The sequence below is a fragment of the Natrinema sp. SYSU A 869 genome (assembly GCF_019879105.1).
Classification (GTDB): domain Archaea; phylum Halobacteriota; class Halobacteria; order Halobacteriales; family Natrialbaceae; genus Natrinema.
The window spans coordinates 2,237,413-2,264,312 of the sequence record NZ_CP082249.1 but is presented as its reverse complement, the minus strand read 5'-3'; the positions used below and the strand labels follow the sequence as shown (position 1 = coordinate 2,264,312).

The following is a 26,900-nucleotide window of genomic DNA, read 5'->3' as shown; positions in this document are numbered from 1 at the left end:
CGAAATCGGTCACGATTGTCCACTGTGTCTCACCGGCGGTAATAGACTCCCGCCTCGTCCCGGCGGAACTGGTCACCTGTATCGAACCAGTCGTCCGTGAATCGACCGCGGTCCTCGGTCTCGTCGTCGTCGGCGCTCTCGAGTTCGGCCGGTTCGTACCAGTTCTCGTCGTCAGTACCGGCACCGCTGACGTAGCCGTCGGCGACCATTGGCCCCGAAAGCCGGAGTCGGCCGTCCGCTTGGCCCTCGAGAACGGTGCCGTCCTCGTCGACTAATCGGGTGCGACAGCCTGGAACCGGTCGGCCGACACTGGTTCCGTCAGTGTTGGCTCCGGTCGAATCGGCGTCGGTCTCGAACTCCTGACTCAGGGCGGTCGGACACTCGAGGCGGCCATAGACCTGCGTGACTGGGACATCGCGGTCCCGGTACGCTGCGATCACGTCGTCTTCGACCGGGGCCTCACAGATTGCCCGCTCGATCGAATCGGCGGCCGCGTCGAAGTCGGACTCGGCCGCAATATCGCGGAGGACAGTCTCTCGGCCAAACAGGAGCGTCGCTTCCTCCTCAACGATCGCGGTCGTGGCGTCGCCGGGGTCGAACGCCCGATCGAGCAGGAGCGTTCCCCCGACGTACAGCACCGACAGCGCAACCCGAACGAGACCGTCCACGGCCGACAGTCGCGTGGTAAGCGGAACGGTATCGTTCGCGGCGAGCCCCCACACCGAGACACCCGTTTCGCAGTTGCGTTCGATAGTATCGGCCGAGTAGCCGGTGATCGGGCGGCCCGAATCGCCGTGGATGGCCAGCACCGGATTCGCTCCTGACGGCTGCCCGTCGACGTTGATATCGGCGCGGTCCGCGTCAGCCAATTCCTCGAGCGTCACTGCCCGGTCGAAGGGGATCGATCGTACCAGATCGCGCTGGGCCGCCTCCGAGACGACGATATCAGGCTCGAGGACGTCGAAGGGGCGCTCGACGGACGCCGGCGTCAGCAGGTGCGAGATCGGCGCGAACGTCGCACCGAGCCGCCGACAGGCGAAAAACAATGCGAGCGCGGCGACCCGGTTTCGCGTAACGAGACAGACAGTGTCCCCGGGACCGATGTCCAGCGCCGCGAGTCGCTCTGCCGTCCGCGTCGCGATCGTCGACAGTTCGTCGTAGGAGACTCGATCCTCGTGAATCGTCTCCGCGGGCGCGTACAGCCGCTGCTCGGAGATATCGACGACCGCCGTCCGATCCGGGAACTGTTCGGCCCGTCGAGCCAACGAGAGGGTCACAATTGGAGACTCCCACGCTCGAGTACGTAGTAGATAGGGGGTCAGTCGCAAGCACGGAACCCGATACCCTGCAGTGTAGGCGCGCTCGTTATGCCGTCATCGGTTCTTCTTGTCGTAATGACTCGGGATGAACACGAATTCGACCCGGAGGCTCCCGAACAGCGGGAGATCGGTCGAGAAATGGTCGACCAGAGCACGGGTCTCGGGTCGGTCGCTGCACACCTCTACCGCGGCGAGGTCGAGCGCGTCACCACCTGGCGCGACCGCCTCGACCGGACAACCGACTGGGCGGTCACCCTCATGGCCGCGATTCTCGTCTACGCGTTCTCGAGCGACGGAACCTCTCACGCGATTTGCTCATCGGAATGCTCGTGATCGCTGTATTTCTCGGGATCGAGGCGCGTCGGTACCAGAGTTACGACGTGTGGCGCTCGCGTGCGCGGCTCCTGCAGGAGAACCTGTTCGCGAACGCGCTCGATCCGTCGGCCGGCGTCGAACGGCCGCGCTGGCGCGCCGAGTTGAGCGAAGACTACCGCAATCCGGCGATAAAGTTACCGTATCACGAAGCCGTCGCCCGTCGGCTCCGGCGAGTGTATCTCCCGCTGCTGACCGTCATGCTGGTTAGCTGGCTCTTTCGAATCGTGGCGTACTACCCCGGGCAGACGTGGCGGGAAGCCGCGTCGCTACCCGGGATTCCGGGCTCAGTCGTGATCGGCGTCGTCGTCCTGTGTTACGGACTCACCGTTGGAATCGCGATCTGGCCGCGCGAGCGACAGGCCAAAGGCGAGGTCGACGAGACCAAGTTCGGCGAGTGGAAGGAGACATGATCGAGCGACGAACCACTGGTTGAAGCGTACCGGTGCGGATCGACGGGTCGTCAGTAGGTGGACGGCACCCAGTGCCCCTCCAGACAACGTGATACGGAAACGATCGCTACAGTAAAATGAACCTGATTTTCAGGGGAGGCATGCAGACCGAGTGGATAGATGGCCCGCTAGTCGCCCTCGTCACTATTCCGAAACTCCCGCTCGAGGAACCGGTTCTCGTGTTTACCCTCGCGCTGACCGTCTTTCTGGTCGGACCGCTACTGGTCAGGAGACTCGGTCAGCCGGGTATCATCGGCATCGTCTTGTTCGGGGCGATACTCGGACCGGGTGCCACTGGTCTCGTCGCACACAGCGACGCGATCGTCCTGCTGGGCGACGTCGGACTGATCTATCTCCTGTTCACCGTCGGTCTCGAACTCGATCTCCGCCGGTTCTCCGAGGATCCCGGTAGCGCGGCCCTGTTCGGCCTCGTCAGCTTTGGCTTACCGTTTCTCGTCGGAACCGTCGTCGTGACGACTGTCCTCGGACTGGATCTGTTCGCCTCGTTGCTTCTGGCCGCCGTGTTCGCCTCGCACACGTTGCTCGCGTATCCGATCGTCAATCAGTACGATATCACGCAGAATCGAGCGGTGACGGCCGTCTTCGGTGGCATTCTGTTCACGGATACGCTGGCGCTGTTGGTCCTCGCACTGGTTCGGAGCGCGGCCGAAGGCGGATTGACCGTCTTCGTCGTTCTCGAGAAAATCATCGCGTTGGTCGTACTGATCGCTGGAATCTGGTTCGTCGCGCCTCCAATTGCACGTCGGTTCTTCCAGAACTTTAGCGAGGAGAGCTATTTCGAATTTCTCTTCGTCACGGTGGTCTTCTTCGGCGCGGCCAGCATCGCGACGCTTCTCGATATCGCACCGATCCTCGGCGCGTTCGTCGCCGGTCTCGCACTCAACCGGCTGATCCCAGCGGGCGGCACGCTACTCTCCCGCGTCGAGTTCGCGGGCAACGTCTTTTTATCCCGTTCTTTCTGCTCCACGTCGGTATGCTCGTGGACGTGACGGTCGTCCTCGATGGCGTTCGGACGCTCGAGGTCGCAGTCGTCATCGTCGGCGTCATGATCGCGCTGAAGTGGCTCGCGGCGTGGCTCGTCGCTCGGCTGCAAGGATACGACGCCGACGAACGCGGCGTGATCTTCGGGCTCTCGATCGGGCAGGCCGCGGCCGCGCTCGCGATCACGCTGATCGGGTACGACGCGGGGTTGTTCGACGCCGCGATTCTCAACGCAGTCGTGCTCATGCTCCTCGTGACTGCAGTTCTCAGTCCCTGGCTGACGAAACGCGCCGGGCGTCGGCTCGCGCTGGCCGAGGACGTCGAACCGGGTTCCAATACCTCGACCGATCCCCGGATCCTGCTCCCGGTTACCCGAAGTGCCACTCGACAACGTCGACTCCTCGAGCTCGCGTTGCTTCTCAAAGACGAGGAACGAAGCCGGCCGATCCACACGCTCACCGTCGTCCAGCCTGATCGGGCTGGCGAGACTGAACGGAGAGTTGACGAGGCCTACGACGATCTCGAGGCGCTCACCGCCGTCGGGAGCGAAGCCGACGCTCCCGTCGATGCCGAGATTCGCGTCAATCACAATCCGGCTTCGGGGATCGTCAGCAGTGCGGTCGAGGTGCGAGCCGACATGCTCTTGCTCGGGTGGGACGCCGAGCAATCGATCGGACGGCGGCTGTTCGGGAGCATCATCGACCAGGTGTTGAGACGGACGACCGATCCAGTGCTCGTCGCTCGACTCGGATATCCGGTCAACACCACCGATCGGCTCTTCGTCGTGCTTCCGCAGGGAATCGATCACCACGAAGGGTTCTTCGAGAGCGTCTCCCTGCTCAAACGGCTCGCGGAGCGACTCGGCGCCCCACTCACGGTCCTCGCAGTCGAGGGATCGGCTCACCAGTACGAACGGCTCTTCGGTCTCGTCGAGCCGGAGCTCGACGCGGAGTTCCGCGAACTGCCCTCGTGGAACGCGTTGTACTCACAGTTAGAACGGGACGCGACGGCGGACGATCTGATCACCGTCGTCTCCTCGCAGGAGGGCAGCGTGGGCTGGCACGAAGCGCTCGCGGAACTTCCGTACCGACTGGCGGCACTCCCACCGGAATCGTTCGTCTTGGTGCACCCGCGAGAGGACGATCCGGAGTACGATCGGCAGTTCCTGCGGTTCAAGTAGCGGCCACGGGCCCGCTCGGTCGCCGCTCCCCACCCGATCGACCGCACGCCGAACCCGGTCGCCCGACAGCGGGGTGCGGCTACTGACTTCAGCACGCCGTTCTCTCACTCGTCGTCGATGTGGGCCTCGAGAAAGCCGAGCAACCGATCGTTGACGGTCCGCGAGCGTTCGACGAAACAGAGATGCCCCGCTCCCTCGAGCACTTCGAACTCCCCGCGGGGGAGCCCCCGTGCCAACGTCTCCCCAGCCGCCGGTGACACCAGCTCGTCTGAACCGCCGTGAATCACCCGCGTCGGCTGGGTCACCTCGACCAGCCACTCGGTCGCGTCGAAGCCCTCGAGCGCCGCGACCTGTGCCTCCCACCCCTCCCGATCCGCGTCGCCGTCGGCCCGCCAATCGACGATCCCCTCCAGCACGTCGGGCTGGGCCTCGAGAAAGTCCGCGGAAAACCCCGCCTCGAGCGACTGGCGAAGCGCGTTCGGATCGTCCGGCGGCGCGAAGAGCGGCTCGAGGTCGAACGCCTCGCCCTGAGCGGCGGTGCCGAACAGCGTCAGCGTCTCGACACGACTCGAGGTCCGGGCCGCCGCGAGTGCGATCACACCGCCGAGTCCACAGCCCACGAGGTGGGCATTGCGGAAGTCACAGTCGGCGAGGACCGCCTCGAGGTCGGCGACGAGCGTCTCGAGGTCGGAGGGGCCGGATGGTGCGTCGGAGCGACCCGTCCCCCGGAGGTCCCAGACGACAGCCTCGTGGGGACCGGCAACGGCGGCGTGTTGCCACCCCCACAGCCAGCCGCCGAGGCCGGCTTCGGGGACGAAGACGACGGGGTCGCCCTCGCCTGCGCGGTCGTAGTACAGCGAGACCGATCCGTTCGATGCAGTCGGCATGGGTGACTCGACGGGACGGTGGTGAAAGAAGGGGATGGTTTCGACTCGAGCGACGGAGACAGCGTTTCTCGGGGATCAGGCGTTCAGTACCTGGCGCAACACATCGGGGGCGTCCTCGAGCGCGTCGTCTAAGTCGTCAACATTGGGGCCGCCACCCTGTGCGAAGTCCGGCGGACCGCCACCGCCGCCGCCGACCTTGGCGGCGAGTTCGCCGACGACCTCGCCGGCATTGACGCCGACACCGTCGGGGACGGCGACGACGAACTGGGCACCGCTCTCGCCGCTGCCTAGCACGGCGATTTTGCCGTCCTCGGCGAGGGCGTTGGCGGTCGCTCGCAGTTCGCCCATGTCAGCGTCGAGGCGCTGGACGATGGCCGTAGTGTCGCCAACATCGACTTCCTCCCCGCCGCCACCGCCACCGGCGCGGGCCTCGGCGAGTTGTTCTTTCAGGTCCTCGATCTGTTTGCCGCGGCCCTTCCACTCTTCGAAGAACCGTTCGGCGGTCTCGGGCACGTCTTCGGGTGAGACGTCGAGGATTTCGGCAGCCTCGTAGAGCGCGTCCTCTTTGACCTGGGTCGCCTCGATGGCGGCCTCGCCGGCCGCGAAGGTGATCCGTTCGACGCCGTCCTGGACGCGCTCGGTGTTCAGCACCTTGATCGTGCCGATATCGCCGGTTCGGGCGACGTGGGTGCCACCACAGGCCTGGGTGTCATCGGCGACGTGGATCAGCCGGATCTGCTCGCCTGGCGGGATCCCGCCCTGGTAGAGATCGAAGCCGTGTTCTGCCTCGGCGTCGTGGCGGTCGGGCCACTCCTGGGAGACCGAGGTGTTGTCCATCACGATCTCGTTCGCGCGGTCCTCGATCCGCTTGACGTCCTCGCGGCCGATTCGGTCGTAGTGGCGAACGTCGATCCGCGAACTCTTGACTCCCTTCTGGGCACCGGCCTGGCGGATGTGCTCGCCGAGGACCTGCCGTGCGGCATGGATGACGATGTGGGTCGCCGTGTGGTGGCGCATGAGCTGTCGCCGGCGGCCGCCGTCGACCTGCCCGTTGACCAGTTCGCCCTTGCCGGGGTCCTCATCGGTCCGATGGAGGATAACGCCGTCCTCGATCTGGACGTCCGCGACTTCGACGGTTGCGTCGTCGGTCGAGAGCGTCCCCGTGTCCGCGGGCTGGCCACCGCCCTCGGGGTAGAACATCGTCTGGTCTAAGACGACATCATAGCCGTCCTCGCGCTCGAAGACATCCAAGACGACTGCCTCGAACTGCGTTCGCTGCTGGTCGTCATAGTAGAGTTTCTCCGTCTCCGGGAGATCCTCGAAGCGCTCGTCCTCGTCCTCCTCGGCCTCCGCGACCGCCTCGGGCGTGTCGTGGCGCTTTGCGACGAGGCTGTAGAAGTCGTCGGGAACCTCGACGTCTGCGCCGGTCTCCTCGGCGATCTCAGCGACCATATCGGGCTGAATGCCGTGAGAGTCGTAGAGCTCGATCAATTCGTCGGTCGGGATCGGTTCGCCCTTCTTCGCGTACTCCTCGGCCAGGGTCTCGACCCGTCGACCGCCCCGCTCTAAGGTCTCGCGGTACTTCTCGACCTCGGTGCGGACGATGTCGCGGATGGTGTCGCGATTCTCGTACTCGAGGCGCTCAGCCTGCATGTCGACGAGTTCGTCCAGCGGTGCGTCGACGCCGATCGTGTCACAGAGCCGCTTGGTTCGGCGAAGGACCATCCGTGCGAGATAGCCCGTGCCGACGTTCGAGGGGACGATGCCGTCGCCGAGCATGTAGGCGAGCGTGCGGCAGTGGTCCGCGATCGCATAGATGTCCTCGAGGGGCTCCATGAGTTCCTCGAGTTCCGCAGCGTCGACATCGAGTTCGCCGGCAATCTCGCCGCGGGCGGTTTCCATGTCCTCGGCCTCGTCGATATCCATGTGGCCCGCGAGCTTGGCGGCCCGGTGGATGAGTGCCTCCTGCTCGTCGGTGTGCTCGAGCCCCGCGTTCTCTTTGAGGAACGCAATCATGTCGGGGTAGACCGCCTCGTAGACCGTCGGGGTGCCCTGGGAGACCCAGGTCCACCGCTCGAGCCCGTAGCCCGTGTCGACGATATAGGTGTCCATCGGGCTGTAGCGGTTCCCGTCTTTCATCTCGTACTCGCCGTCCGAGTCCTGCTCCATCGACATGAAGACGAGCGTAGCGAGTTCGACGCCCCGATAGATGACCTCGATTGCCGGACCGGCGTTCCCGCCGCCGACCCATGGGTCCTCGATGTAGATGACTTCCTCGAGATCGACGCCCATCGACTCGAAGAAGCCGTCGCAGAGTTCGACGGTCTGGTCCTTCCAATACACCTCGCCGTAGTAGGCGTACTCGTCTTTCTCGACATCCTCACGCGTGTTGAACGCGTGGTGGGCCATCATCTCGAAGGCCATGGTGTGTCGACCCGTCTTGCCGACGTTGTCGATGTCCTGCATCCGAATACAGGGTTGGGAGACCGTCAGCGGGTTCGCTGGTGGGGGTGTCTCGCCGCTGGTCACCAGCGGCTGGAAGTCATAGATCGACGCCTGCGTCAACAGGACGTCGTCGCGCCAGCGGTTGGCCGCGACGGGGTAGGGATCGATTCGCTCGTGCTCGTTGGCCTCGAAGTAAGAGAGAAAGGCCTCGCGCATCTCCGTCAGGTCGTACGACTCGTCGAATCCAGAATTGTCGATGAAGTCGTACTCCGCGCAGGGGGGCTCACCGCAGGTCTCCCTATCCTGATCGCGCGTCCAGAAGTAAGCGCCACACTCCGGGCACTCCTTGCGCTCGAATCCTTCCTCCTCGAAGTACTCGAGGCGGTACTCCTCCTCTAGTTCGCTCATTACGCGTGTATTGGCCCTGCAGCGCGTAAACAGTTCCGCAACTGGCGTCGCAAAACGATCGTCCGACGCGAACGTGATCGGCCGTAGCGCACCGGGAGACCGTGTTTGCCGGAGAAAACCATAGGAAAATGATAAATAGTCCGAGGTAAAATACATCGATAATGGTGGGAATAGAACGACAGCAGATGGGTGCACAGGTGACACGATCCAGCGGGAGGGATCAGTCGATCGCGAATCGCCCCGCGGACGGTCACGGGCAGGGGAACGAGGGCGAACGCTGACGATGTCGACGCGACGGTCTGTGCTCCGAAAGGCCGGGCTGACCGGTCTCGGAACGACTATCGGCATCACCCTCCTCCCGTCGCCGCCCGATGCGACGGATCCAAGCGGCACGGTCGAGGCCGCAGCTCCCCCGAGGAAATCGCCGACTGGCTCGACGAGCCGATTACCGAGGAAACTGACTCGCCGATCGGCCGCTACCACTACGACTCAACGAGCAACGGCTACCGTGCGACCGCGCCGTTCAACGTCGTGCTCCTCCCCGACGCCGACGGCGAACGCGGCCTCGAGCGGGTCATGTCCGTCCTCGTGGACGAAGGGTGGGTCCGCAATCCCGAGGAGTACACCCGGTTCGCCTGGGATCGAACCGACGAGGAATACGTCCGCCAGCAGGCGACGGCCGCGCAAACGTACTATGGGACCAACGGCCGGCGACACGTTCGCTGTTGGTCGTTCGAAAGCGTCGTCTCGATGCAGGCTCACGAGGACACGAGCGCTCGCCCGAAACACGGTATCGCCTCCTATCAGCGCGGGCGGGACACCATCGAGGCGATCTTCGCCGCGGACGGCTGGGGGATCACCCCCAGTGCGATCGACCTGCAAAACGAGAAGGGGCCCGACCACGACGGGTTCGCAACGGTCATCGCCGAAACGTCATGAGTTCCGACACGGACGACCGCCAATCGATCGGCGTACAAGCGGCCGTCGGTGCCATCCTCGAGCACCCGCTGCTCGGCCTCGAGCGTCAACGGACGGCGCTCACGGTAGCCTCTTTACTGGGACTGATCGCAACGCTTCTCGCCAGCCATCTCGGAACGAGGGTCCCAATCGCCGACGCCCTTCGCAGTACGGTGACGACGGGGTTGGACGCGCTCAGCATGGTTTTCATCGCGCTGGTGACGCCGACGATCCTGCTCGTCCCGTTCTGCTATGCGGCCTGGAACGGCGGCCCGGGGCTCTCGTTCGTTCTCCCGCTCGTCCCGGTCGGCATCGGGGACGCCGTCGCCGGCGCGTATGTGTTCGATCTCGACATTGCGATCGCGCTGACCATCGGCGCGGCCGCGGCCGCAGTCGCGCTCGTCTCCGCCGACGTCCGGCGAGCGGGTTCGCTTCGATTCTGGCGGACCGGAACCGTCGACGAGAATCAGTTGCTGTTCGTTACGGGGTGTGCGATTACCGCCGCCGTCGGCGTCGGCCGGTTCGTCGACACCGCACCCGGCTACATGCTCGAGTGGTACGCACCGGTGGGTAGCGTCTGGCTCGTGACCGGTGCTGTCGTCGGCTGCTACTGGCTCGCCGTGATCCGTTCGGCGTGGCACACCAGTGACGATCACGCGACTGTGGATCCGTAGCTCGAGCGGTCGCCGATCGGCAGACAGTCATCCTTTTCGACCCTGAATCCATCGATCGACGCGGACGGCTCAGCGGTCGATACAGACGGCAAAGTTTTATCGTGGAAGACAGTCACCCCATATAGACAATTGAACGGCGACGGAACGACAGACGCGCCGGCGGATCAGCGACCACGAACGGTGCTCTATGTGGCTGACTCGGAGACGGATGCCAGCGACGGCGCTGCCGCTCTCGAGGGGGTCCGATCGGGCCCCGAACGGTCGGTCCATGCCATCACGACCGTCGATCGCGTCCGTAACTGGGCCCCCGAGGCCGACTGCGTCGTCTTCGCTGAGACGCCGACGACGGCGGCGGGTGCCGCCCTGCTCGAGGTCGTCGAGGCCTGTGGCTCCACACCGGTGATCCTCTTTACCGACGCGTCGTTCGCGCCGACCGCAGCGCGGTCAACCGACGGTATCGACGGCTACGTCCGCCGGGACACCGATGACGCCGTTTCCCACCTCGCGGACGAAATCGAGTGGGTCTGTCGCGGCGTCGAGAGCGCAGAAGACACCGAACACGCGGCGTCGCCTGGGCCCGCCGATCGCTTCCTTGAGTCGGTCCCCGAACTGGCGGCCTGCCGCGACCGAGACCAAGTCTTCGAGTTGCTGGTCGAGACCGCAGCCGATTCCCTCGCGTGCGAGTACTGCTGGCTGTCGACGGTTCACTTCGGGGAGTTCACACCCCGGGCGACCGCGCCGGGAGTCCCGGAAGACGAGCTCGAGTCAATCCCGCGTGACGGGGCCCTCGACGAGGCCCTCCGGACGGGCGAAGCGCTTCGCATCGACGATATCGCGACCGACGACCGGCTGGCAGCCCCTCTCGAGGGGGTCACATCGCTGTGCAGTCTCCCGGTCGGCGATATCGGCATCCTTCAGGTCGCCGCCGAGGAGGCGGCAGCGTTCGACGAGCGCGACTGCGATCCCCTCGTCGAGTGGTGCCGATTCGCTGCTGCGATCCTCGAGCGAATCGACGCCGATGCGAGCCAGAGCACGGCCCGCGAGCAGCTGCGTCAGGAACGCGACCGACTGCAAACGGAGCGAGACCGGCTGGCAACCGAACGCGACGAGCTAGCGGCCGAGCGCGACCGCCTTGCCGAGGAACGCGATCGCTTCCGGGCCCTGTTCGCGAATATCCCGGAACCGGCGGTCCGCTACGAGATCGACGACGGGCGACCGATCGTCCGGGACAGCAACGACACCTTCAGCGAGGTCTTCGGCACCGATCCCGAGTCGATCGTCGGCGAGCCCGTCGACGAGGACACCGTCCCACCGGGACTCGAGCAACGGCGGACGACGCTGCTCGAGTCGCTCCGATCGGGCAAGCGCCGCCAACTCGTCAGTCGTCGGGAGACCGTCGACGGTGTCCGCGAGTTCCTGCTGACGCTGGTGCCGGTCGACGCGGGCGCAAGCGACGACGAGGCTACTAGCGCTGGCGGGGAGCGGGGCGACCACAATCCCGAAGGGTTGATCGTATACAGCGACGTGACCGAGGCGAACCGCCGCGAGCGGGAGTTAGCCGCCGTCGAAGCGCGACTCGAGACGATCGCGGAGCTAGTCGACGAGGACGTGCGGACGCCGCTGAACGTCGCCCGCGGCTACCTCGAACTCGCCAACGAGACCGGCGACGCCGAACACTTCGCGGAGGTCGACGACGCACAGGAGCGGTTACGGGAACTCGTCGATCAGCTCGTCGCGATCGCTCGGCAGGACGGCGTACTCGTCGAGACCGAACCCATCGCCATCCACGACGTCGCGCGGCGGGCCTGGGTCGCCGTCGAGACCGGCGATGCACGGCTCGTGACTCAGGCCTCCGATGACCGCGTGCTCGAGGCGGACAAAGCGCGGCTGCAGGAACTGTTCGAGCATCTGTTGGGAGCTGTGGTCGACGAGGCGAGCGATGGCGAGTCCGGAGACGAGAGTGGCGACGAGACGGCCGGCGCGGGTGACGAGACGCCGAGCACGACCGACGAAACGACAGTGGTCACCGTCGGTGCGACTGACGACGGCTTCTACATCGCTCGACGTGACCCCGAAACCGACGCCCCGGACGCTGACAGCGGGATCGCGACGGATCCCGTTCCCGGTCAGTTGGCCGCGGCCGACGGCACTGGCTTCGAGCTCGGCACCGTCGAACGTATTGCCGACGCCCACGGCTGGAACGTCGGTGTCGCGGAGAACGACGGTCGCATCGCCTTCGCGTTCCGCGGCGTCGACGCAAGCGACGGCGAATAAAAGGGAACTGACCGACAGTCAGTCATCCGCGTCGAGCGCCAGCGACGCGAGCATTGCCTCGAGTTGCAGCCGCTCGTTCGCGCCCTCAGTGATTCGGTAGTCCACTTCGCCGAGTCGCTCGAGGAGGCGGACCGTCGCCCCCTCTGAGATGTCGAACTCCCAGGCCGACCGATGCAGTTGGTCGATGACGTCACCGCCGGCGAGCCCGCGCTCGGTCAAGAGATCCTCCAAGGCGGCGCGGGCTGCGGTGAAGTCGCCGTCGATAGCGTGCTCGACCATCGCCTCGACCTCCTCGGGACGGGCGGTGGCAGTGATCGCGAAGACGGTCTCCTCATCGACGGTCTCGCCCATCACGGCGGCAGCCTGCAGGGCGTTGATCGCCTTCCGCATGTCGCCGTCGGCCGCATAGACCAGGGCGTCGACGCCGTCGTCGGTCACCTCGATATCCTCGGTGGCGGCGATTTCCCGAACCTGTGCCTCGATGGCACTCTCGGTGAGTTCGGTGAATCGGAAGACTGCACACCGCGACTGGATGGGGTCGATGATCTGGCTCGAGTAGTTACACGAGAGGATAAACCGAGTGTTGTTCGAGAACTGCTCCATCGTTCGGCGCAGCGCGGACTGGGCGTCGGAGGTCAGCGCGTCGGCCTCGTCCAGAAAGATGATGCGGTGGTCGTAGCCACCAAAGCTCGAGCGCGCGAAGTCCTTGATCCGGTCGCGGACGACATCGATCCCGCGCTGGTCGGAGGCGTTGAGCTCGAGGAAGTTCTCCCGCCAGTCGTCGTTGTAGACTTCTCGAGCAATGCTCTTCGCTGCTGTCGTCTTTCCTGTGCCTGCTGGGCCTGCGAAAAGGAGGTGGGGGAGATCGTCTTGCTCGACGTAGTTCTCGAGCCGAGGAATGATATCTTCGTGGCCCTTGATATCGTCGAGCCGCTCCGGGCGGTACTTCTCGATCCAGACTTCGGTCTTGCCGGGTGTTGGCTCCGCCGCCTCGGCGTCGGCCTCGCTCATACCGGTCGAAGGTGGGGCCGCAAGATAAAACGACCGAAGGTCGTTCTCGAGTTCCGTCGATGCCACCGGAATCCGCGGAGGTACCGACGACGACACGCGACGGCTCATCACGGAGAGTAATGTACCCGTCCGAACCGGTCCGGGACTTGATACCTGAGTAACAATTTTTACTCCCTGCTCGCGGAAGCGAAATCCATGCTGTTCGGAACCGACTCACTGTCACGATTCGCTGTTGCACTGCTGATCGCCCTCGTTGTCGTCACCGGCACCGTCCCGGTGACGGTCGCCGCCCAGACCGACGGCCAGACCGGCGGGACGGTCGTCGTCGAGGAGGGCGAGACGGTCGACAGTCTCGATGCGTTCGGCGGGAGCGTCGTCGTCCGCGGGACTGTCACCAGCGATGTTAGCGCCGTCGGCGGGGACGTGCGGATCGAGCGCACCGGCGAGGTCGGCGGCGACCTCGAGGCCGCCGGCGGGAGTGTGACCATCGCCGGGACCGCCGGCGGTGACGTCAACGTCGGCGCAGGGAGCCTCACCATCACCGAGACCGGCACCGTCGGCAACACTCTCACGGCCGGCGTCGGGAGCGCGACGATCGACGGCACGGTCGAGGGCGACGCCGAAATCGGAGCCGAGACGATCCGGCTGGGGGAGAGCGCCTCGATTGCGGGCGATCTGCGGTACGACGGCGATCTCGAGGGCAACACCGACGCAGTCGCGGGCGACATCGTAGAGGATTCCTCGCTCGGTATCGACGTCGCACCGACGATCCAGCCCTTCGCGTCGTGGCTGTTCACGGCCTATGTTCTGGCGGTGAACCTGCTGCTCGGAGCCGTGTTGCTCGCGCTATTCCCGCGGTTCTCCGACGGGGTTGCCGACCGCGTCGCGTCGGGCCCCCTGCGCTCCGGGCTGGTCGGGCTGCTCGTGTTCGTGGGGATTCCGATCCTCCTGATCGCGCTCGCGATCACCGTCGTCGGGATTCCGCTGTCGTTCGTTGGCGGCTTCGTGTTCGCCCTGTTGCTCTGGATCGGCATCATCTACGGTCGCTTCGCTGTCGCCATGTGGATCCTCTCGCTGGTCGGCCTCGGTAACCGTTGGCTCGCACTCGTCGTCGGGCTGGTTGCCGGTGCCGCCCTGTCTCGGCTTCCCGTCCCCATCGTCGGCGAGGCAATCAACCTGCTCGTCCTCCTGCTGGGACTCGGCGCGCTCGTTCGCGGTCTCTACGGCCACTGGCGTACCGCCCGAAACCGTGATCGCGAACAGCGAGTCGGCCCCGGCCCCGACGAACCGACCGCGGACTGATCGGACACCTCGAAGCGACCCTCGAGCGACGCGCTCAAGGCCAGTCCCTCGTAACTGGCGGTATGAACGTCACCGTCGACGTCAAAGGCGAAGACACCTACGAACTCGATCTCGAGGTGGTGGCAGGGACCGCGGCCGACGCCGACGCAATTGGCGCTTCCGCTGCCGACGCGACGCCGACCTACGCGGACCTGCTCCGCGAGGTCGAGTTGAGTCCCCACGAGGTGAGCGTCCTCGTCGACGGGCGTCCGGTTCCCGAGGATCAGCCGGTCGAGACCGACCACGTGACGGTGTTGCGACTTATCAAGGGTGGGTAATTCGTCCGACTCGAAGGGCTACTCGACCGTCGCAATAGCCTCAACCTCGAGGGCGGCACCCTTTGGGACGTGACCGACCTCGACGGCGCTTCTCGCCGGCGGCGATTCCTCGAAGTAGTCGGCGTAGGTCTCGTTCATCGCCTCGAAATCGTCGATATCGTTCAGGAAGATGGTAATCTTCAGGACGTTCTCGAGGCTCGCGCCCTCCGCCTCGAGGATCGCCGCGACGTTGTTGAGACACTGGCGAGTCTGGTCGGCGACCGACGCATCGTCGAGTAGTTCGCCGTCAGCGGTGAGTGGGAGCTGCCCGGCGGTGAACAGGAAGTCGTCGGTGGCGGTCACCTGACTATACGCGCCGACTGCCGCGGGCGCACCGTCCGTACTGATACTGCGCTTCATGCGAGCTTCTCGCACACGAACGGGTGTAAAACACGATCTGCGACAATACAGATACTGAAGTCAACGAGCGGTGCGATCTCGACGCCGACAGTCGCGGATTTCGACGGCCGTAGCGGAACGCGATGCCTGCTCGAGGCGTGTCGACTACTCTTGAACGGGTCTATCACCTGCGATCAAGATACTTGGACGGATTCCCCGATTAGTGTGGTATGTCGGACCACCTCAAAGAGGGCGATCCGGCGGTCGCCGACGCCGTCGAACGCGAACGCGAGCGCCAGGAGTCGACGCTAGGAATGATCGCCTCGGAGAACCACGTTTCCGAAGCCGTTCTCGCCGCGCAGGGAACCGCGCTGACCAACAAGTACGCGGAGGGGTATCCCGGTTCGCGCTACTACGGCGGCTGCGAACACGTCGACGAGGTCGAACGGTTGGCGATCGAGCGAGCGACGTCGCTGTGGGGAGCCGATCACGTCAACGTCCAGCCCCACTCGGGCACCCAGGCGAACATGGGCGTCTACTTCGCCGCCCTCGAGCCGGGCGAGACGATCCTCTCGTTGGATCTCACCCACGGCGGGCACCTCAGCCACGGCCACCACGTCAACTTCTCCGGGCAGCTCTACGAGGTCGAGCAGTACGAAGTCGACCCGGAAACGGGGTACATCGACTACGACGCACTCGCCGACCAGGCTCGCGCGGTCGACCCGGCGATGATTGTTAGCGGCTCCTCGGCGTATCCGCGCGAGTTCGACTGGGAGCGCATCGGAGAGATCGCTGACACCGTCGACGCGTTCCACCTCGCCGATATCGCCCACATCACCGGGCTCGTCGCGGCCGGCGTTCACTCGAGTCCGATCGAGCACGCCGACTTCGTCACCGGCAGCACGCACAAAACCATCCGATCCGGCCGGGGCGGGATCATCATGTGCGACGAGGGGTACGCCGACGATGTCGACAGCGCGGTCTTCCCCGGGAGTCAGGGTGGGCCGCTCATGCACAACATCGCCGGCAAGGCCGTCGGTTTCGGGGAAGCCCTCCAGCCCGAGTTCGAGGATTACGCCTCCCGGACCGTCGAAAACGCATCGGCGCTCGCGGACGTCCTCCGTGATCGGGGGCTGTCGCTGGTCTCCGGCGGCACCGACAAGCACCTCGTACTCGTCGACCTCCGGGATTCGCATCCCGACCTCACCGGCGACGACGCCGAAGCGGCCCTCTCGGAAGTCGGCATCGTCCTCAACAAGAACACCGTCCCGGGGGAGACCCGGTCACCGTTCGTCACCAGTGGGATCCGGATCGGCACGCCCGCGCTGACGACCCGCGGGTTCGGTCCCGAGGAAATCGAGACGGTCGCCCACCACATCGCCGACGTGCTCGACGCGCCCGGGGACGACGCGACGCTCGAGCGAGTGTCCGAGTCGGTCGACGAGCTTTGTGAAACGTTCCCCGTGTACGAATAACGCTGTCGGAGCTGCGCTTGCTCCGCTTCCAGCCGTCTCGCTTACTCTTTCGTGCTCAGTACGTCGAGCCCCTCGTCCGTCACGCGGACGTAGAGGAGGGCATCGTCCGGATCCGGCGCGATCACGTCGTCGAGTTCGGGGGCACAACCCATCATTCCGATGTCGTTGAAGCCACACGCCTCGCAGACCGCCGCATCGGACAGCGGATCGTACTCGCCGTCGCGTTCGGTGGCCGGGAGGTAGCCCGTGTCCTCGATCTCCTCACCGCACTCCGCACAGTACAGCGTCGGTGTCGAGACGAATTCCATACGTGGTCTCTAGCGGACCGACCACATAGAATTGCGTGATGAGAACCGTCTCCGAACTGCCCGACGGTTTCATCGTCCGGACCAGTGACTGAGTCGAGTCGCCAAGACTGTGTCCCGGCAGGGTTCGTAACCGTCGGCTCGAGCCGTCCATCCCCTCATACGGACTACTGTAAGTCAGTTCCGGCGCATTCGCGACCCGCCATGCGGGTGCGCCGGTACACAGTTACAGCAGACCGTCTCAGTCGTCGTCGGAGGTGGCCGGCCCGGTCGGGGTGGTGGAACGATCTTCTTCGCGTAAGAAGACCGCCCGACGGCTGCCGAAGACCCAGATCATGACGCCGACGGCGATCAAGGTGATGATCGCGAAGGGGCCGCCAGCGATGATCGCAGCCTGTTGCAGCGCCGAGGTGCCACCGGCGACCATCAACAGCGAGGCCAGCGAGCCCATGAGACCGCCCCAGATGACGCGGTTGATCGTCGACGGCTTCTGCTTTCCGCCGGTGGTGAGCATCCCCAGCGCGAGCGTTGAGGAGTCCGCCGACGTGACGAAGAACGTCGTCACCAGCACCAAGAAGAGCACGGTGAGCAACTCGCCGGCCGGCAGCGCCTCGAACAGCGGGTAGCCGGCGACGGCCTCGTTGAACCCCCAGGCCTCGAGCGTGCCGAGGATGTCGGCCTGGCCGTTCGACTGCATGAAGATGGACGTCCCACCCATCGTCGCGAACCAGGGGATCGTGATGGCCGTGGACGCGACGACGCCGGTCGCGGCGACCTGTCGAACGGTCCGGCCGCGAGAAATACGGGCGATGAACAGGCCGACGAACGGTGCCCAGGAGAACCACCACGCCCAGTAGAAGACGGTCCAGGCGCCAACGAAACCGGCGTCGGCTCCCTGCCCGCCGGTTTCACCCGCGCCCATGAAGAAGCTCATCGAGACGAACTCGTTGATGTACGCCCCCAGCGCCTGGGTCCCGACGGTCATGATGTACACCGTCGGTCCGAGGATGAACGCCGCAACCGTCAGGACGACGAACAGCGCCATGTTGAAGTACGAGATGCGGCGGATCCCGCGTTCGACGCCGAGCGCGACCGAGATGGTAAATGCCACGGTTAGTCCCGTAATCACGAGGATGGTCCCCGCGTCGCCGAACTCGACGCCACCGGCGTACTCGAGGCCGACGAGGAACTGGTTCCCGACCAGACCGAGCGTCGTCGCGATGCCACCGATGGTGGCGAAGACGGCGAGGATGTCCACGAGCTTCGCCCAAGGACTGTCGAGATTGTCGAATCCGATGATCGGACCGATGATCGTCGAGATCCGCATCGGCGCGTCCCTGCGGTAGGCGAAGTAGGCGATCGGAATCGCGACGATCACGTACGCCGACCACGCCGAGAGCCCCCAGTGGAAGAACGTGTACTGGAGCGCGCTGACGGCGGCACCCGTCGACTCCGCTTCAACCCCCGAGAAGGGCGAGGGCGTCGAGTAGTGGAAGATCGCTTCCGCCGGGCCCCAGAAGACGATGCCGGCCGCGATCCCCGCGGAGTACAGCATCGCGAAGTACGCGAGGAAGCTGAACTCCGGATCCTCGTCCTCCGTCCCCAGCTTGATGTTGCCCCACGGGCCGAAGATCAGGTACAAGACGAACGCCACGAGGGCGAACATCGAGACGAGATACGCCCAGCCGAGACTCGTCCACAGGAATTCGTTGGTCCCCTCCATGATCTCGAGCGTTCGGCTCTCGCGGAAGAGAAACGCCGCGACGACCAGGATGGCAACGATGAACCCGATCCCAAAGACGGTGGGATCGAGTTCGTCGAGGAAGGTTTCGACCGCCCCATCCCCCTCTCGTTCGCGATCACTCATCGCGGATCACACGCCATCGGCGTCCGGTTGCTCCCTCGCTCGTTCGGTTCGTCTCGAGTTCGCTCACGGGCGAATCGACGAACGCACCCTCGTTCCGCACCAGCACAGGTTTTGCGCCATTACGAGCCATGATCTCATGCACCGTGGTGAAGAATAACAAGTGACTCAATCAAGATTTATCTTAATAACCGGCGTCGCTTTTATACCGTTGCCCGAATCGGTTAGCGAGCGAGGCGAAGGTGGTCACGCGTTGACGTGCCGGACCTCGTAGCCGTGATCCCGGATCGACCGGACGATCGTCCGCGATTGGCCCGATCCGCTGGTTTCGATCTCGAAGACCAGGTACGCTTCACCCACGTCGAGTTCGGGTGCTGAGCGGTCATGGCGGACGGTCTGGATGTTGGCGCCATGTTCAGCGATGATTCCTGAAACGTCCTCCATCTTGCCGGGTTGGTCGTCGATCCGGACGCGCAACCGCAACAGTTGCTCGCGGTCGGTCAGCGCGTGAACGAGTACGGTCTGTAACATCGTCATATCGAGGTTTCCGCCGCCCAGCAGCGGCATGACCGTCTCGCCGTGCACGTCGAGTCCGTCGCTGATGATCGCGGCGACCGACGCCGCGCCGGCACCCTCGACGACCTGTTTGGCGCGCTCAAGCAGGAGGAGCACCGCCCGGGCGATCTCGCCGTCGGTAACGGTAACGACTTCGTCGACGTGTTCATTGATCAGCGAGAGCGTCAACTCCGAGATGCCGCCGGTCGCGATGCCGTCCGCGATCGTGTCCACGGAGTCGAGGGCGACAGGCGTTCCCTTCCGAAGGCTCTCGGAAACGGTCGCCGCGCCGCTCGCCTGCACGCCGACGATGCGCGTCTCCGGCGAGCGCTCGGCGAAGGCCGTCGCGATCCCCGAGATGAGGCCGCCGCCGCCGATCGGGACGACGATGGTCTCCACCGACGGGAGGTCATCGACCATCTCGAGGCCGAGCGTCCCCTGTCCGGCGACGATCGCGGGGTCGTCGTAGGCGTGAACGAACGCCGTCCGTTCGTCGTCGACAAGCCCCTGGGCGTGTGTCATCGCCTCGCGAAAGTCGCTGCCGACGAGTTCGACATCAGCACCGTAGCTCCGGGTGGCGTCGACTTTCGCTTGGGGTGCCCCTTTGGGCATCACGATCGTCGAGTCGACGCCGAGTTTCGTCGCCGCGAGCGCGACGCCCTGTGCGTGATTGCCGGCGCTGGCCGCGACGACCCGCTCCGTCCCGCCCTCGGCGACGCACTGTGCGATCTTGTTGTACGCGCCACGGGTCTTGAACGAGCCCGTCCACTGGAGGTGCTCCATCTTGAGGTGGACCTCGCCGCCGGTCAGTTCGTCAAGGGACGTGCTCCGTTCGACCGGTGTGTGTTTGACGACCGACTCGTCGTCGAGCCGGTCGCGGGCCGCTTCGATATCGGCGAACTCGACGGTTCGTTCCTCCTGATTCATGGCTGTCAACGGATCATCTTCTCGCGGTCGGGATCGAACAGCGGTTCGTCTCGGACCGTCGCGGGGTGGCGTTCGTTCTCGTAGCTGATCTCGACGTCGCGGCCCGCCTCGGCGTCGGCCGCCGGCAGATAGGCATACGCGATCCCAGCGTCGATCGTGTAGCCGTAATCCGCGCGGGCAACGTCACCGAGCACCTTGCCGCTGTCGGGGTCGAGCACCGGATGCCCGGCGTCGACGACCATACCCGGCTCGTCGAGCGTGATCGGGGCAATTTTTCGGTCGATCCCGCCGTCGCGAGCCTCGAGCAGCGCCTCCTTGCCGACGAAATCGGTCTCGAGATCGACCGCAAATCCGATCCCCGCCTCGTAGGGATTGTATTCGGGAGTGACGTCGGTCCCCCACAGCCGGAACCCCTTCTCCATGCTCGTCGAATCGAGGGCTTCCCAGCCCATCGGGACGATGCCGTACTCCTCGCCGGCGTCTTCGATTCGTTCCCAGAGTTGCGCGCCGTACTCCATCGGCGTGTACAGTTCCCAGCCCAACTCCCCGGCGTAGGAGAGCCGGAGCATCGTGACGGGGAGGCTCTCGAGGTAGCTCTCCTGGGCGGTGTAGAACGGGAACGCGTCGTTCGAGAGGTCCGCCTCGACGAGCGACGACAGGACGTTCCGCGCCTCGGGACCGAAGACGCCGATCCCGCACATGCTCGAGTCGTGGGTCGTTATCGACACGGAGCCGTCGTTGGGCGCGTGCTCGCGGATCCATCGGGAGTGTAGCGTCGCGGAGTTGCCCCCGCCAGTAAACACCACATATCGATCGTCCGCGAACCGGGCGACCGTCACGTCCGCGAGGATCCCGCCGTCCTCATTGCACATCGCCGCGTAGCGGATCCGGCCCGGCGAGACGTCGATATCGTTCGTCAGAAGCCCCTGAAGGAGCTCCGTCGCACCGTCGCCGGTCACCTCGATCCCGGTGTAGGTGGTCATGTCGACCATCCCGACGCGGTCGCGGACCGCCTGATGCTCGACGCCCTGCGCTTTCGACCAGTTGCGATCGAGCCAGTCGGGCCTGTCCGGAACGTCGTATTCCTCGAGCAGGGATTCGTTGCTCTCGTACCACTGCGGCGTCTCCCAGCCGCCCGAATCATAGAACTCAGCGCCGAGTTCCGCCTGCCGCTGGTAGAAGGGACTTCGCCGGAGGCCGCGCTGGCCCTGGGGCTGTTCGCGCGAGTGAACCAGCTGGTAGACCTCCTGATACTGCTGTGCGCCGCGACCTCGGGTGTACTCCCGCGAGCCGGCGTGGGGTTGGAACCGCGAGATGTGTGCCCCCGTGGCGTCGACGCGCTCGCCGTCGAGGCGGGGGACGCCGTCTTCCATCCAGTGGGCGACGATACTCCCGGCACCGCCCGACTGGGTGACCCAGATCGCGAGCGCCCACCAGAGCCCGTCGATTTCCGCCGTCGGGCCGAGGATCGGCATCCCATCGGGGGTGAAACAGAACATGCCGTTGATCCCAGACTCGAACTCGGCGTCCTGCAGCGACGGGACGAGTTCGCAGGCCGCGTCGTAGGCCGTCTGCTCGTGATCGGGGTGGGTGTTCTCGTAGAAGTGCTCCGCGGTGAACTCCCGCAGCGAGGGGTACTCGAGGCCCAGATCCTCGAGTTTCTCCGGGCCGTAGATGTCCGCGGGGTCGACCAGCAGCGGTTCGTGGTTGTACGAACCGACGCCGTAGCGCTCGCCGTGCTGGCGGAAGTACAGCGACCGGTCCTGGTGGCGGAGCAACGGCTGTTCGATCTCGCGGTTTGCGCCCGCAAGTTCCTCGAGATCGTCCGAGACGAGATACTGGTGGGCACAGGGAATCAGTGGGATATCGACGTCGACCATGTCGCCGAACAGCGGGCCCCAGATGTTCGTCGCGAGGAGCACCTCGTCGGCCTCGATGCGCCCGCGGTTGGTGACGACTGCCCGGATTTCGCCGTCCTCGACCTCGAGATCGGTCACCGTCGTCTCGCCGTAGAACTCGGTACCCGCCGCTCGAGCCTTCTCGGCCATCGTCGCCGAGGCGTCGACGGCGTGGGCCTTCCCGTCCGTCGGGACGTAGTAGCCGCCGTGGATGACCGACTCGTCGATCTGCGGGACGTGGTCGGCGACTTCGGCGGGCGAGAGGAGTTCACCGCCGTCGATGCCGTAGGCCTGGCCCCGTTCGCGCTTTCGTTTCAGGTAGTCCCAGCGGTCCTCGGTGTACGCGACCTCGATGCCGCCGCTCGTCCGGAAGCTCTCGAGGTCCTCGTACAGTTCGCGCGTGTACGACGCCATCCGCGTCATCAGCTTGCTGCCGCCTGTCTGGAACACTAGCCCGGGGGCGTGAGAGGTAGAGCCGCCGGTCTCGAACAGTGGCCCTCGATCGACGACTACCACGTCCTCGCGGCCGAGGCGGGTGAGGTGGTACGCGGCGCTACAGCCGACGCAGCCGGCACCGACAATAACGGCTCCCGCGTCGTCGGGAAGTGTGGTCCCTGCACTCATGTGTCATGGATACTGCCAGACGGCCGGGCATAGCTATCCGGGTGGATAATCTGTGGCATATAACAACCGGTGGGCTTTGGTTTGATTCAGAAATTCGATCGAGTGAGGCTCTATTTCACCCCCTTTTCAGGCCTGCTCAGTGTGGAACGCTCGGTCAGTAGATGGCTCTATAGCAGCCACTGAAAGTCATTGCACACCTAATCGCGTGACAGCTATGCAATCAGTGTGTAAATCGTTTCAGTGACTACTATAGTCAGCAGTCCGACTGACTCGCTGGTCATCCGATTCGACGGTGGTACCCCCGAACGTTTTTCTCTCTATCTGGCGTTCAATTAATATGAGCTCGACAGATCCACAGGGCCTGCAGGTACTCCCTGACGAACTCGCGTCTCGAGAGGCGTGGCTCGAGCCATTCGACTGGTACCGTGAGATGCGTGCGGATGCACCGGTCCGATATGATCCGGCTCGTCGTACCTGGGACGTTTTTCGGTACGAAGACGTCAAGCGGATCCTTGCCGACGACGATACATTCTCCGTCAATCCACGATTGGCCGACGAGTTCCAGGAGCCCGATCGGCCTGAGGAAGGGCTGCTCTTCGAGACGATGTTGTTCCAGGATTCGCCGCGCCACGACGAGCTTCGTGGCGTCGTTAACGACGCATTCGAACCGCGAGCCCTCAGGGAACTCGAACCCGAGATCCGCGACTTCGCAACCGATCTTCTCTCTGAGGCGGTCACGGGCGAGGACGGAACGATGGATCTCGTCGAGACGTTTGCGTATCCGCTTCCAGTTGTCGTCATCGCCGAACTTCTCGGGGTCCCAGCCGAGGACCGCGATCGGTTCAAACGCTGGTCTAACACGCTCGTCGAGGCCGCGAGCACCGACGAGGACACTAAGGAATTCACCGAACGCCAGCAGGCTGCCCAGATGGAAATGGCCAGCTACTTCTTCGAGATGATCAAGGATCGTCGCGAGACACCGCGGGACGACCTCATGACCCAGCTCGTCACGCGTGAACGCGCGGACGGATCGCGACTCTCGGAGGAGGAAGCGCTCGGAACAAGTATTCTATTACTTGTCGCCGGCAATATTACAACAACGAACCTCATCACAAACGCAGTCCGGTGCTTCAGCAATCACGATCTATTCGAGGAACTTCGCGGCGACGCCGACTTACAGACGGCGATCGAAGAAGTATTGCGATACCGATCACCGGTCCAAGCGATGACCCGAGTTGCGACCGAGGACGTGACGATGCAGGATGAGACGATCGAAGCAGGCGATCGTATCATCGTCTGGCTCGGGTCGGCGAACCGTGACGAACGACAATTCGACGACCCCGGTACGTTTGTCCCCGACAGAACACCGAACCAGCATCTCGGCTTCGGGTATGGGACCCACTATTGTCTCGGCGCACCGCTCGCTCGCCTCGAGGCTGCAGTCGCTTTCGAAGAACTCCTCGAGCGAACGGCGACCATCGAGCTGGTCGACACCGAACTACAGCCGACCCGGAGTTCACTTATCTACGGCGTCGAATCGTTGCCAGTTACGTATGAGACAGCTGAGTAACGTCATCACACCGATCGATTCGTTTCAGTCGGCGGGATAGACCGGCCGACAGCAGTCCGAACCCATTGGCGGTAGCTATGGTCTCGAGCGGGCCGAATCCCTCACCATCCAATCGGAGAACGGGCGGCAAGAGAACTAGTCGTCAAATCGACCCAATCGAAACATGTCGGTCTGGCGATCGGTGTCGCCGTCGACCGCGAGGTCGGCGAGAATCTCGCCGATGACGCTGGCGAACTTGAAGCCGTGGCCCGAAAAACCCGCGCCGACGGCCACCTGCGGGTGGTCGGGGAGGGTGTCGAGGATGAAGTGCTCGTCGGGGGAGTTCGTGAACATGCAGGTCGCGAGCCGCATCGTCGGGCCGGCCGCTTCAGGGAAGTAGTTCGCCGTGACCTCCCGGAGCAAGCGCTCGTCCTCGAGTCCGGGTTCGGTGTCGTAGTCGTCCGGATCGACCTGCTCGTCGCGGTGGTGGTACTTGCCGACCTTGAATCCCGGCACGTCGTAGATCGGCAGCCCGTAGAAACGGCCCTCGGGAACTTTGAGGTTCCAGACGGGGAAGTTGTCGGGTTCGAACGTCGACGGTTGCTCGGGCTGGAACCAGCCGAGCACCTGCCGTTCGGGGACCGCGAGCCCCTCGAGTGCGTCTGCGAACTTGCGGTTCCAGGCACCGGCGGCGAGCACCATGTTCTCGGCGTCGTACGTTCCTCGGTCGGTCTCGACGCGGACGCCGCCGTCGGGCGTCGGCTCCCACTCGAGGACCTGTTCACGGGCGCGCACCTCGGCACCCGCCGCCTGTGCCGCCTCGACGTGGCCGACGATCGCCTGTTCGGGGACGACGAACCCCCCGTCGGGCTGGTAGAGGGCTTTGTACCCCGCCGGAAGATCGTAGCCGGGGAACCGTTCGGTGACCTCCTCGCTCGTGAGCACCTCGTGGGGAATGTCGTGTTCCTCGCAGGAACGCAGCGATCCCTCGAAGACGATGTTGTCCTCCGGGCTGGCGTCGATCGACCCCGTCCGGTGAATCACCTCGCGACTGGTTTCGTCCGCGAGGTCGTCCCAGAGGTCGTAGGCCCGTTCGATGAGTGGGATATAGGAGGGGTGCTCGTAGTACGCGCGACGAATGATCCGCGTGATACCGTGTGACGACCCCCTCGTATGGGGCACGTCGTAGCGCTCGAGTCCTAGCACGTCGAGACCGCGGTCAGCGAGGTGGAAGGCCGTCGCACTGCCCATCCCACCGACACCGATCACGACGACGTCGTATCGGTCTCCTGCCGGAGGCATACTGCCGACCGATTCGACGACGCGCCCCTTGATTGTTAGTCCGTCTCACATCATCCCTTTTTGAAGCGTCGGTGAGCGATCGGCGTCGGGACCGCCGGCCGACCGGCATCGTGATTAAGTCCCGACTGTTCAGTCCCGTCTATTCGGTCGGCCGCCGCTCGAGGCCCTCGGCGACGGGCTCTGCGGCCGTCATCACTTATACGTACGAACTACCTGCGATCAAGTCTTATTGAACGATGAGACATGGGATAGCACACAGCATGACCCGGTGGAACAACGGACGCGACGAGGTCGAACCGGTCAGCCCCGATATCACCGACGAGACGAACGCCTTGCCGGCGCGGTACTTCACCGATCCGGACGTCCACGAGATGGAGAAAGAGAACGTGTTCGGTCGATACTGGGTGTACGCGGGACACGCGAACTGCATTCCGGAGCCAGGGGATCACTTCACCCGATCCATCGGCGATCGGGAGATCATCATCGTTCGGACCCAGGATGGCGATATCGAGGCGTTCTACAACGTCTGCGCGCATCGCGGGTCGGCGATGGTCGAGGAGACGCCGATGACCGACCCGGGCAACGCGAGCCGAATCCAGTGTCCGTACCACCTCTGGACGTACGATCTCGAGGGGGAACTCGCGAGCACGCCGAAGAGTTTCGAGGACGCGCGACTGAACCCCGACCTCGAGGACGAGGACGTCTCCCCGGTCGACCCCGAGGAGAACAGCCTCATGTCGGTCCACACCGATCGTATCGGCCCGTTCGTCTTCGTCAACTTCGACGAGGAGCCGATGAGCCTCGCGGAGCAGGCCGGGACCATGAAGACCGAACTCGAGTCGCTCCCGCTCGAGGAGTACCACCTCTCCCGGCGCATCGTCTCGGAGGTGGCGTGTAACTGGAAGGTCTTCGCTGGCAACTACTCCGAGTGCGACCACTGCCAGACCAACCATCAGGACTGGGTCAAAGACCTCGAACTCCTCGACTCCGAACTCGAGGTCAACGACTACCACTGGATCCTCCACTACAAACACAGGGAGGACGTCGAGGATGAGATGCGCATCCACGACGAACACGAGGCGAAGTTCTACTACTTCTGGCCGAACTTCACGGTCAACATGTACGGGACCGCCGACGGCTACGGGACCTACATCATCGACCCCATCGACGAGGGGCGCTTCCAGCTCGTCGCGGACTACTACTTCAGGGATCCTGACCTGACTGAAGAGGAGGAGACGTTCATCCGAACGAGCAGGCAGCTCCAGGAGGAGGACATCGAACTCGTCGAGCGCCAGCAACGCGGCCTCAATTCGGGCGCGATCGCACAGGCTCGGCTCGGTCCGAACGAACACACCGTCCACAGGCTCCACCGGCTCGCACAGGAGGCCTACGAGGCCTGATCGCCCCGCTCAAATGCCTTCCC

19 protein-coding genes and 2 pseudogenes are annotated in these 26,900 nt (G+C 64.6%); 10 read left to right on the top strand and 11 right to left on the bottom strand.

What is annotated here, in order from left to right:
• Positions 1-29 precede the first annotated feature (29 nt).
• Complete coding sequence (locus K6I40_RS19380; RefSeq protein WP_222915574.1) at positions 30-1,277, bottom strand: class I adenylate-forming enzyme family protein; 1,248 nt, start codon at positions 1,275-1,277, stop codon at positions 30-32.
• A gap of 117 nt (positions 1,278-1,394) precedes the next feature.
• On the opposite strand from K6I40_RS19380, the pseudogene K6I40_RS19375 reads away from it, so the two are divergent.
• Positions 1,395-2,104 (top strand): annotated as a pseudogene (locus K6I40_RS19375) (DUF2270 domain-containing protein).
• Positions 2,105-2,244: 140 nt separating this feature from the next.
• Positions 2,245-4,325 (top strand): annotated as a pseudogene (locus K6I40_RS19370) (cation:proton antiporter).
• A 104-nt stretch (positions 4,326-4,429) separates the two neighbouring features.
• Here the strand turns inward: K6I40_RS19370 and K6I40_RS19365 are convergent.
• Positions 4,430-5,212 carry an alpha/beta hydrolase gene (locus tag K6I40_RS19365; protein WP_222915572.1) on the bottom strand — a complete coding sequence of 261 codons (783 nt, stop codon included), beginning with the start codon at positions 5,210-5,212 and terminating at the stop codon, positions 4,430-4,432.
• A gap of 75 nt (positions 5,213-5,287) precedes the next feature.
• Positions 5,288-8,065: an alanine--tRNA ligase gene (gene alaS / locus K6I40_RS19360; RefSeq protein WP_222915570.1), complete on the bottom strand. Its 2,778-nt coding sequence runs from the start codon at positions 8,063-8,065 to the stop codon at positions 5,288-5,290.
• Between the two features lie 531 nt (positions 8,066-8,596).
• Here alaS and K6I40_RS28620 point away from each other — a divergent pair.
• The 3 genes from K6I40_RS28620 to K6I40_RS19345 all read left to right on the top strand — a co-directional run bounded on the left by K6I40_RS28620 (position 8,597) and on the right by K6I40_RS19345 (position 11,970).
• Positions 8,597-9,004, top strand: coding sequence for a hypothetical protein (locus K6I40_RS28620; RefSeq protein ID WP_255681779.1), 408 nt, complete (start codon positions 8,597-8,599; stop codon positions 9,002-9,004).
• On the top strand, positions 9,001-9,696 hold the full coding sequence (locus tag K6I40_RS19350; protein WP_222915568.1) for a hypothetical protein: 696 nt from the start codon (positions 9,001-9,003) through the stop codon (positions 9,694-9,696). The genes K6I40_RS28620 and K6I40_RS19350 overlap by 4 nt, the downstream gene beginning before the upstream one ends.
• Positions 9,697-9,825: 129 nt before the next feature.
• Positions 9,826-11,970, top strand: coding sequence for a GAF domain-containing protein (locus K6I40_RS19345; RefSeq protein ID WP_222915566.1), 2,145 nt, complete (start codon positions 9,826-9,828; stop codon positions 11,968-11,970).
• An 18-nt stretch (positions 11,971-11,988) separates the two neighbouring features.
• On the opposite strand, the gene K6I40_RS19340 is transcribed toward K6I40_RS19345, so the two are convergent.
• Positions 11,989-12,981, bottom strand: a complete 993-nt coding sequence (locus tag K6I40_RS19340; RefSeq protein WP_222915564.1) for a replication factor C small subunit — start codon at positions 12,979-12,981, stop codon at positions 11,989-11,991.
• 195 nt (positions 12,982-13,176) lie between these two features.
• Here K6I40_RS19340 and K6I40_RS19335 point away from each other — a divergent pair, with 195 nt between their 5' ends.
• Both K6I40_RS19335 and K6I40_RS19330 read left to right on the top strand, forming a co-directional pair.
• Complete coding sequence (locus K6I40_RS19335; protein WP_222915562.1) at positions 13,177-14,283, top strand: polymer-forming cytoskeletal protein; 1,107 nt, start codon at positions 13,177-13,179, stop codon at positions 14,281-14,283.
• 62 nt (positions 14,284-14,345) lie between these two features.
• Positions 14,346-14,600 (top strand): ubiquitin-like small modifier protein 2, encoded by a 255-nt coding sequence (locus tag K6I40_RS19330; RefSeq protein WP_222915560.1) that lies wholly within the window; start codon positions 14,346-14,348, stop codon positions 14,598-14,600.
• An 18-nt stretch (positions 14,601-14,618) separates the two neighbouring features.
• Here the strand turns inward: K6I40_RS19330 and K6I40_RS19325 are convergent, their stop codons facing one another.
• A complete protein-coding gene (locus K6I40_RS19325) occupies positions 14,619-14,999 on the bottom strand; it encodes a Rid family detoxifying hydrolase (RefSeq protein WP_222915558.1) in 381 nt (126 codons plus the stop codon).
• Between the two features lie 209 nt (positions 15,000-15,208).
• Here K6I40_RS19325 and glyA point away from each other — a divergent pair, with 209 nt between their 5' ends.
• Positions 15,209-16,453 (top strand): serine hydroxymethyltransferase, encoded by a 1,245-nt coding sequence (glyA, locus tag K6I40_RS19320; protein ID WP_222915555.1) that lies wholly within the window; start codon positions 15,209-15,211, stop codon positions 16,451-16,453.
• Between the two features lie 41 nt (positions 16,454-16,494).
• Here the strand turns inward: glyA and K6I40_RS19315 are convergent, their stop codons facing one another.
• From K6I40_RS19315 to K6I40_RS19295, 5 genes are all read right to left on the bottom strand, one after another.
• Entirely contained in the window at positions 16,495-16,761 is a 267-nt protein-coding gene (locus K6I40_RS19315) for a hypothetical protein (RefSeq protein WP_222915553.1), read from the bottom strand.
• Positions 16,762-16,999: 238 nt separating this feature from the next.
• Complete coding sequence (locus K6I40_RS19310) at positions 17,000-18,625, bottom strand: BCCT family transporter (RefSeq protein WP_222915551.1); 1,626 nt, start codon at positions 18,623-18,625, stop codon at positions 17,000-17,002.
• Positions 18,618-18,755, bottom strand: a complete 138-nt coding sequence (locus K6I40_RS19305; RefSeq protein WP_222915549.1) for a hypothetical protein — start codon at positions 18,753-18,755, stop codon at positions 18,618-18,620. Before K6I40_RS19305 ends, K6I40_RS19310 begins: the two co-directional genes overlap by 8 nt.
• Before the next feature lie 113 nt (positions 18,756-18,868).
• Complete coding sequence (gene ilvA, locus K6I40_RS19300; RefSeq protein ID WP_222915547.1) at positions 18,869-20,104, bottom strand: threonine ammonia-lyase; 1,236 nt, start codon at positions 20,102-20,104, stop codon at positions 18,869-18,871.
• A gap of 5 nt (positions 20,105-20,109) precedes the next feature.
• Complete coding sequence (locus K6I40_RS19295) at positions 20,110-22,626, bottom strand: FAD-dependent oxidoreductase (protein WP_222915545.1); 2,517 nt, start codon at positions 22,624-22,626, stop codon at positions 20,110-20,112.
• A gap of 337 nt (positions 22,627-22,963) precedes the next feature.
• On the opposite strand from K6I40_RS19295, the gene K6I40_RS19290 reads away from it, so the two are divergent.
• Entirely contained in the window at positions 22,964-24,196 is a 1,233-nt protein-coding gene (locus K6I40_RS19290; RefSeq protein WP_222915543.1) for a cytochrome P450, read from the top strand.
• Between the two features lie 135 nt (positions 24,197-24,331).
• Here the strand turns inward: K6I40_RS19290 and solA are convergent, their stop codons facing one another.
• A complete protein-coding gene (gene solA, locus K6I40_RS19285) occupies positions 24,332-25,477 on the bottom strand; it encodes an N-methyl-L-tryptophan oxidase (protein WP_222915542.1) in 1,146 nt (381 codons plus the stop codon).
• 260 nt (positions 25,478-25,737) lie between these two features.
• On the opposite strand from solA, the gene K6I40_RS19280 reads away from it, so the two are divergent.
• Complete coding sequence (locus K6I40_RS19280; protein ID WP_222915540.1) at positions 25,738-26,877, top strand: SRPBCC family protein; 1,140 nt, start codon at positions 25,738-25,740, stop codon at positions 26,875-26,877.
• Positions 26,878-26,900 lie beyond the last annotated feature (23 nt).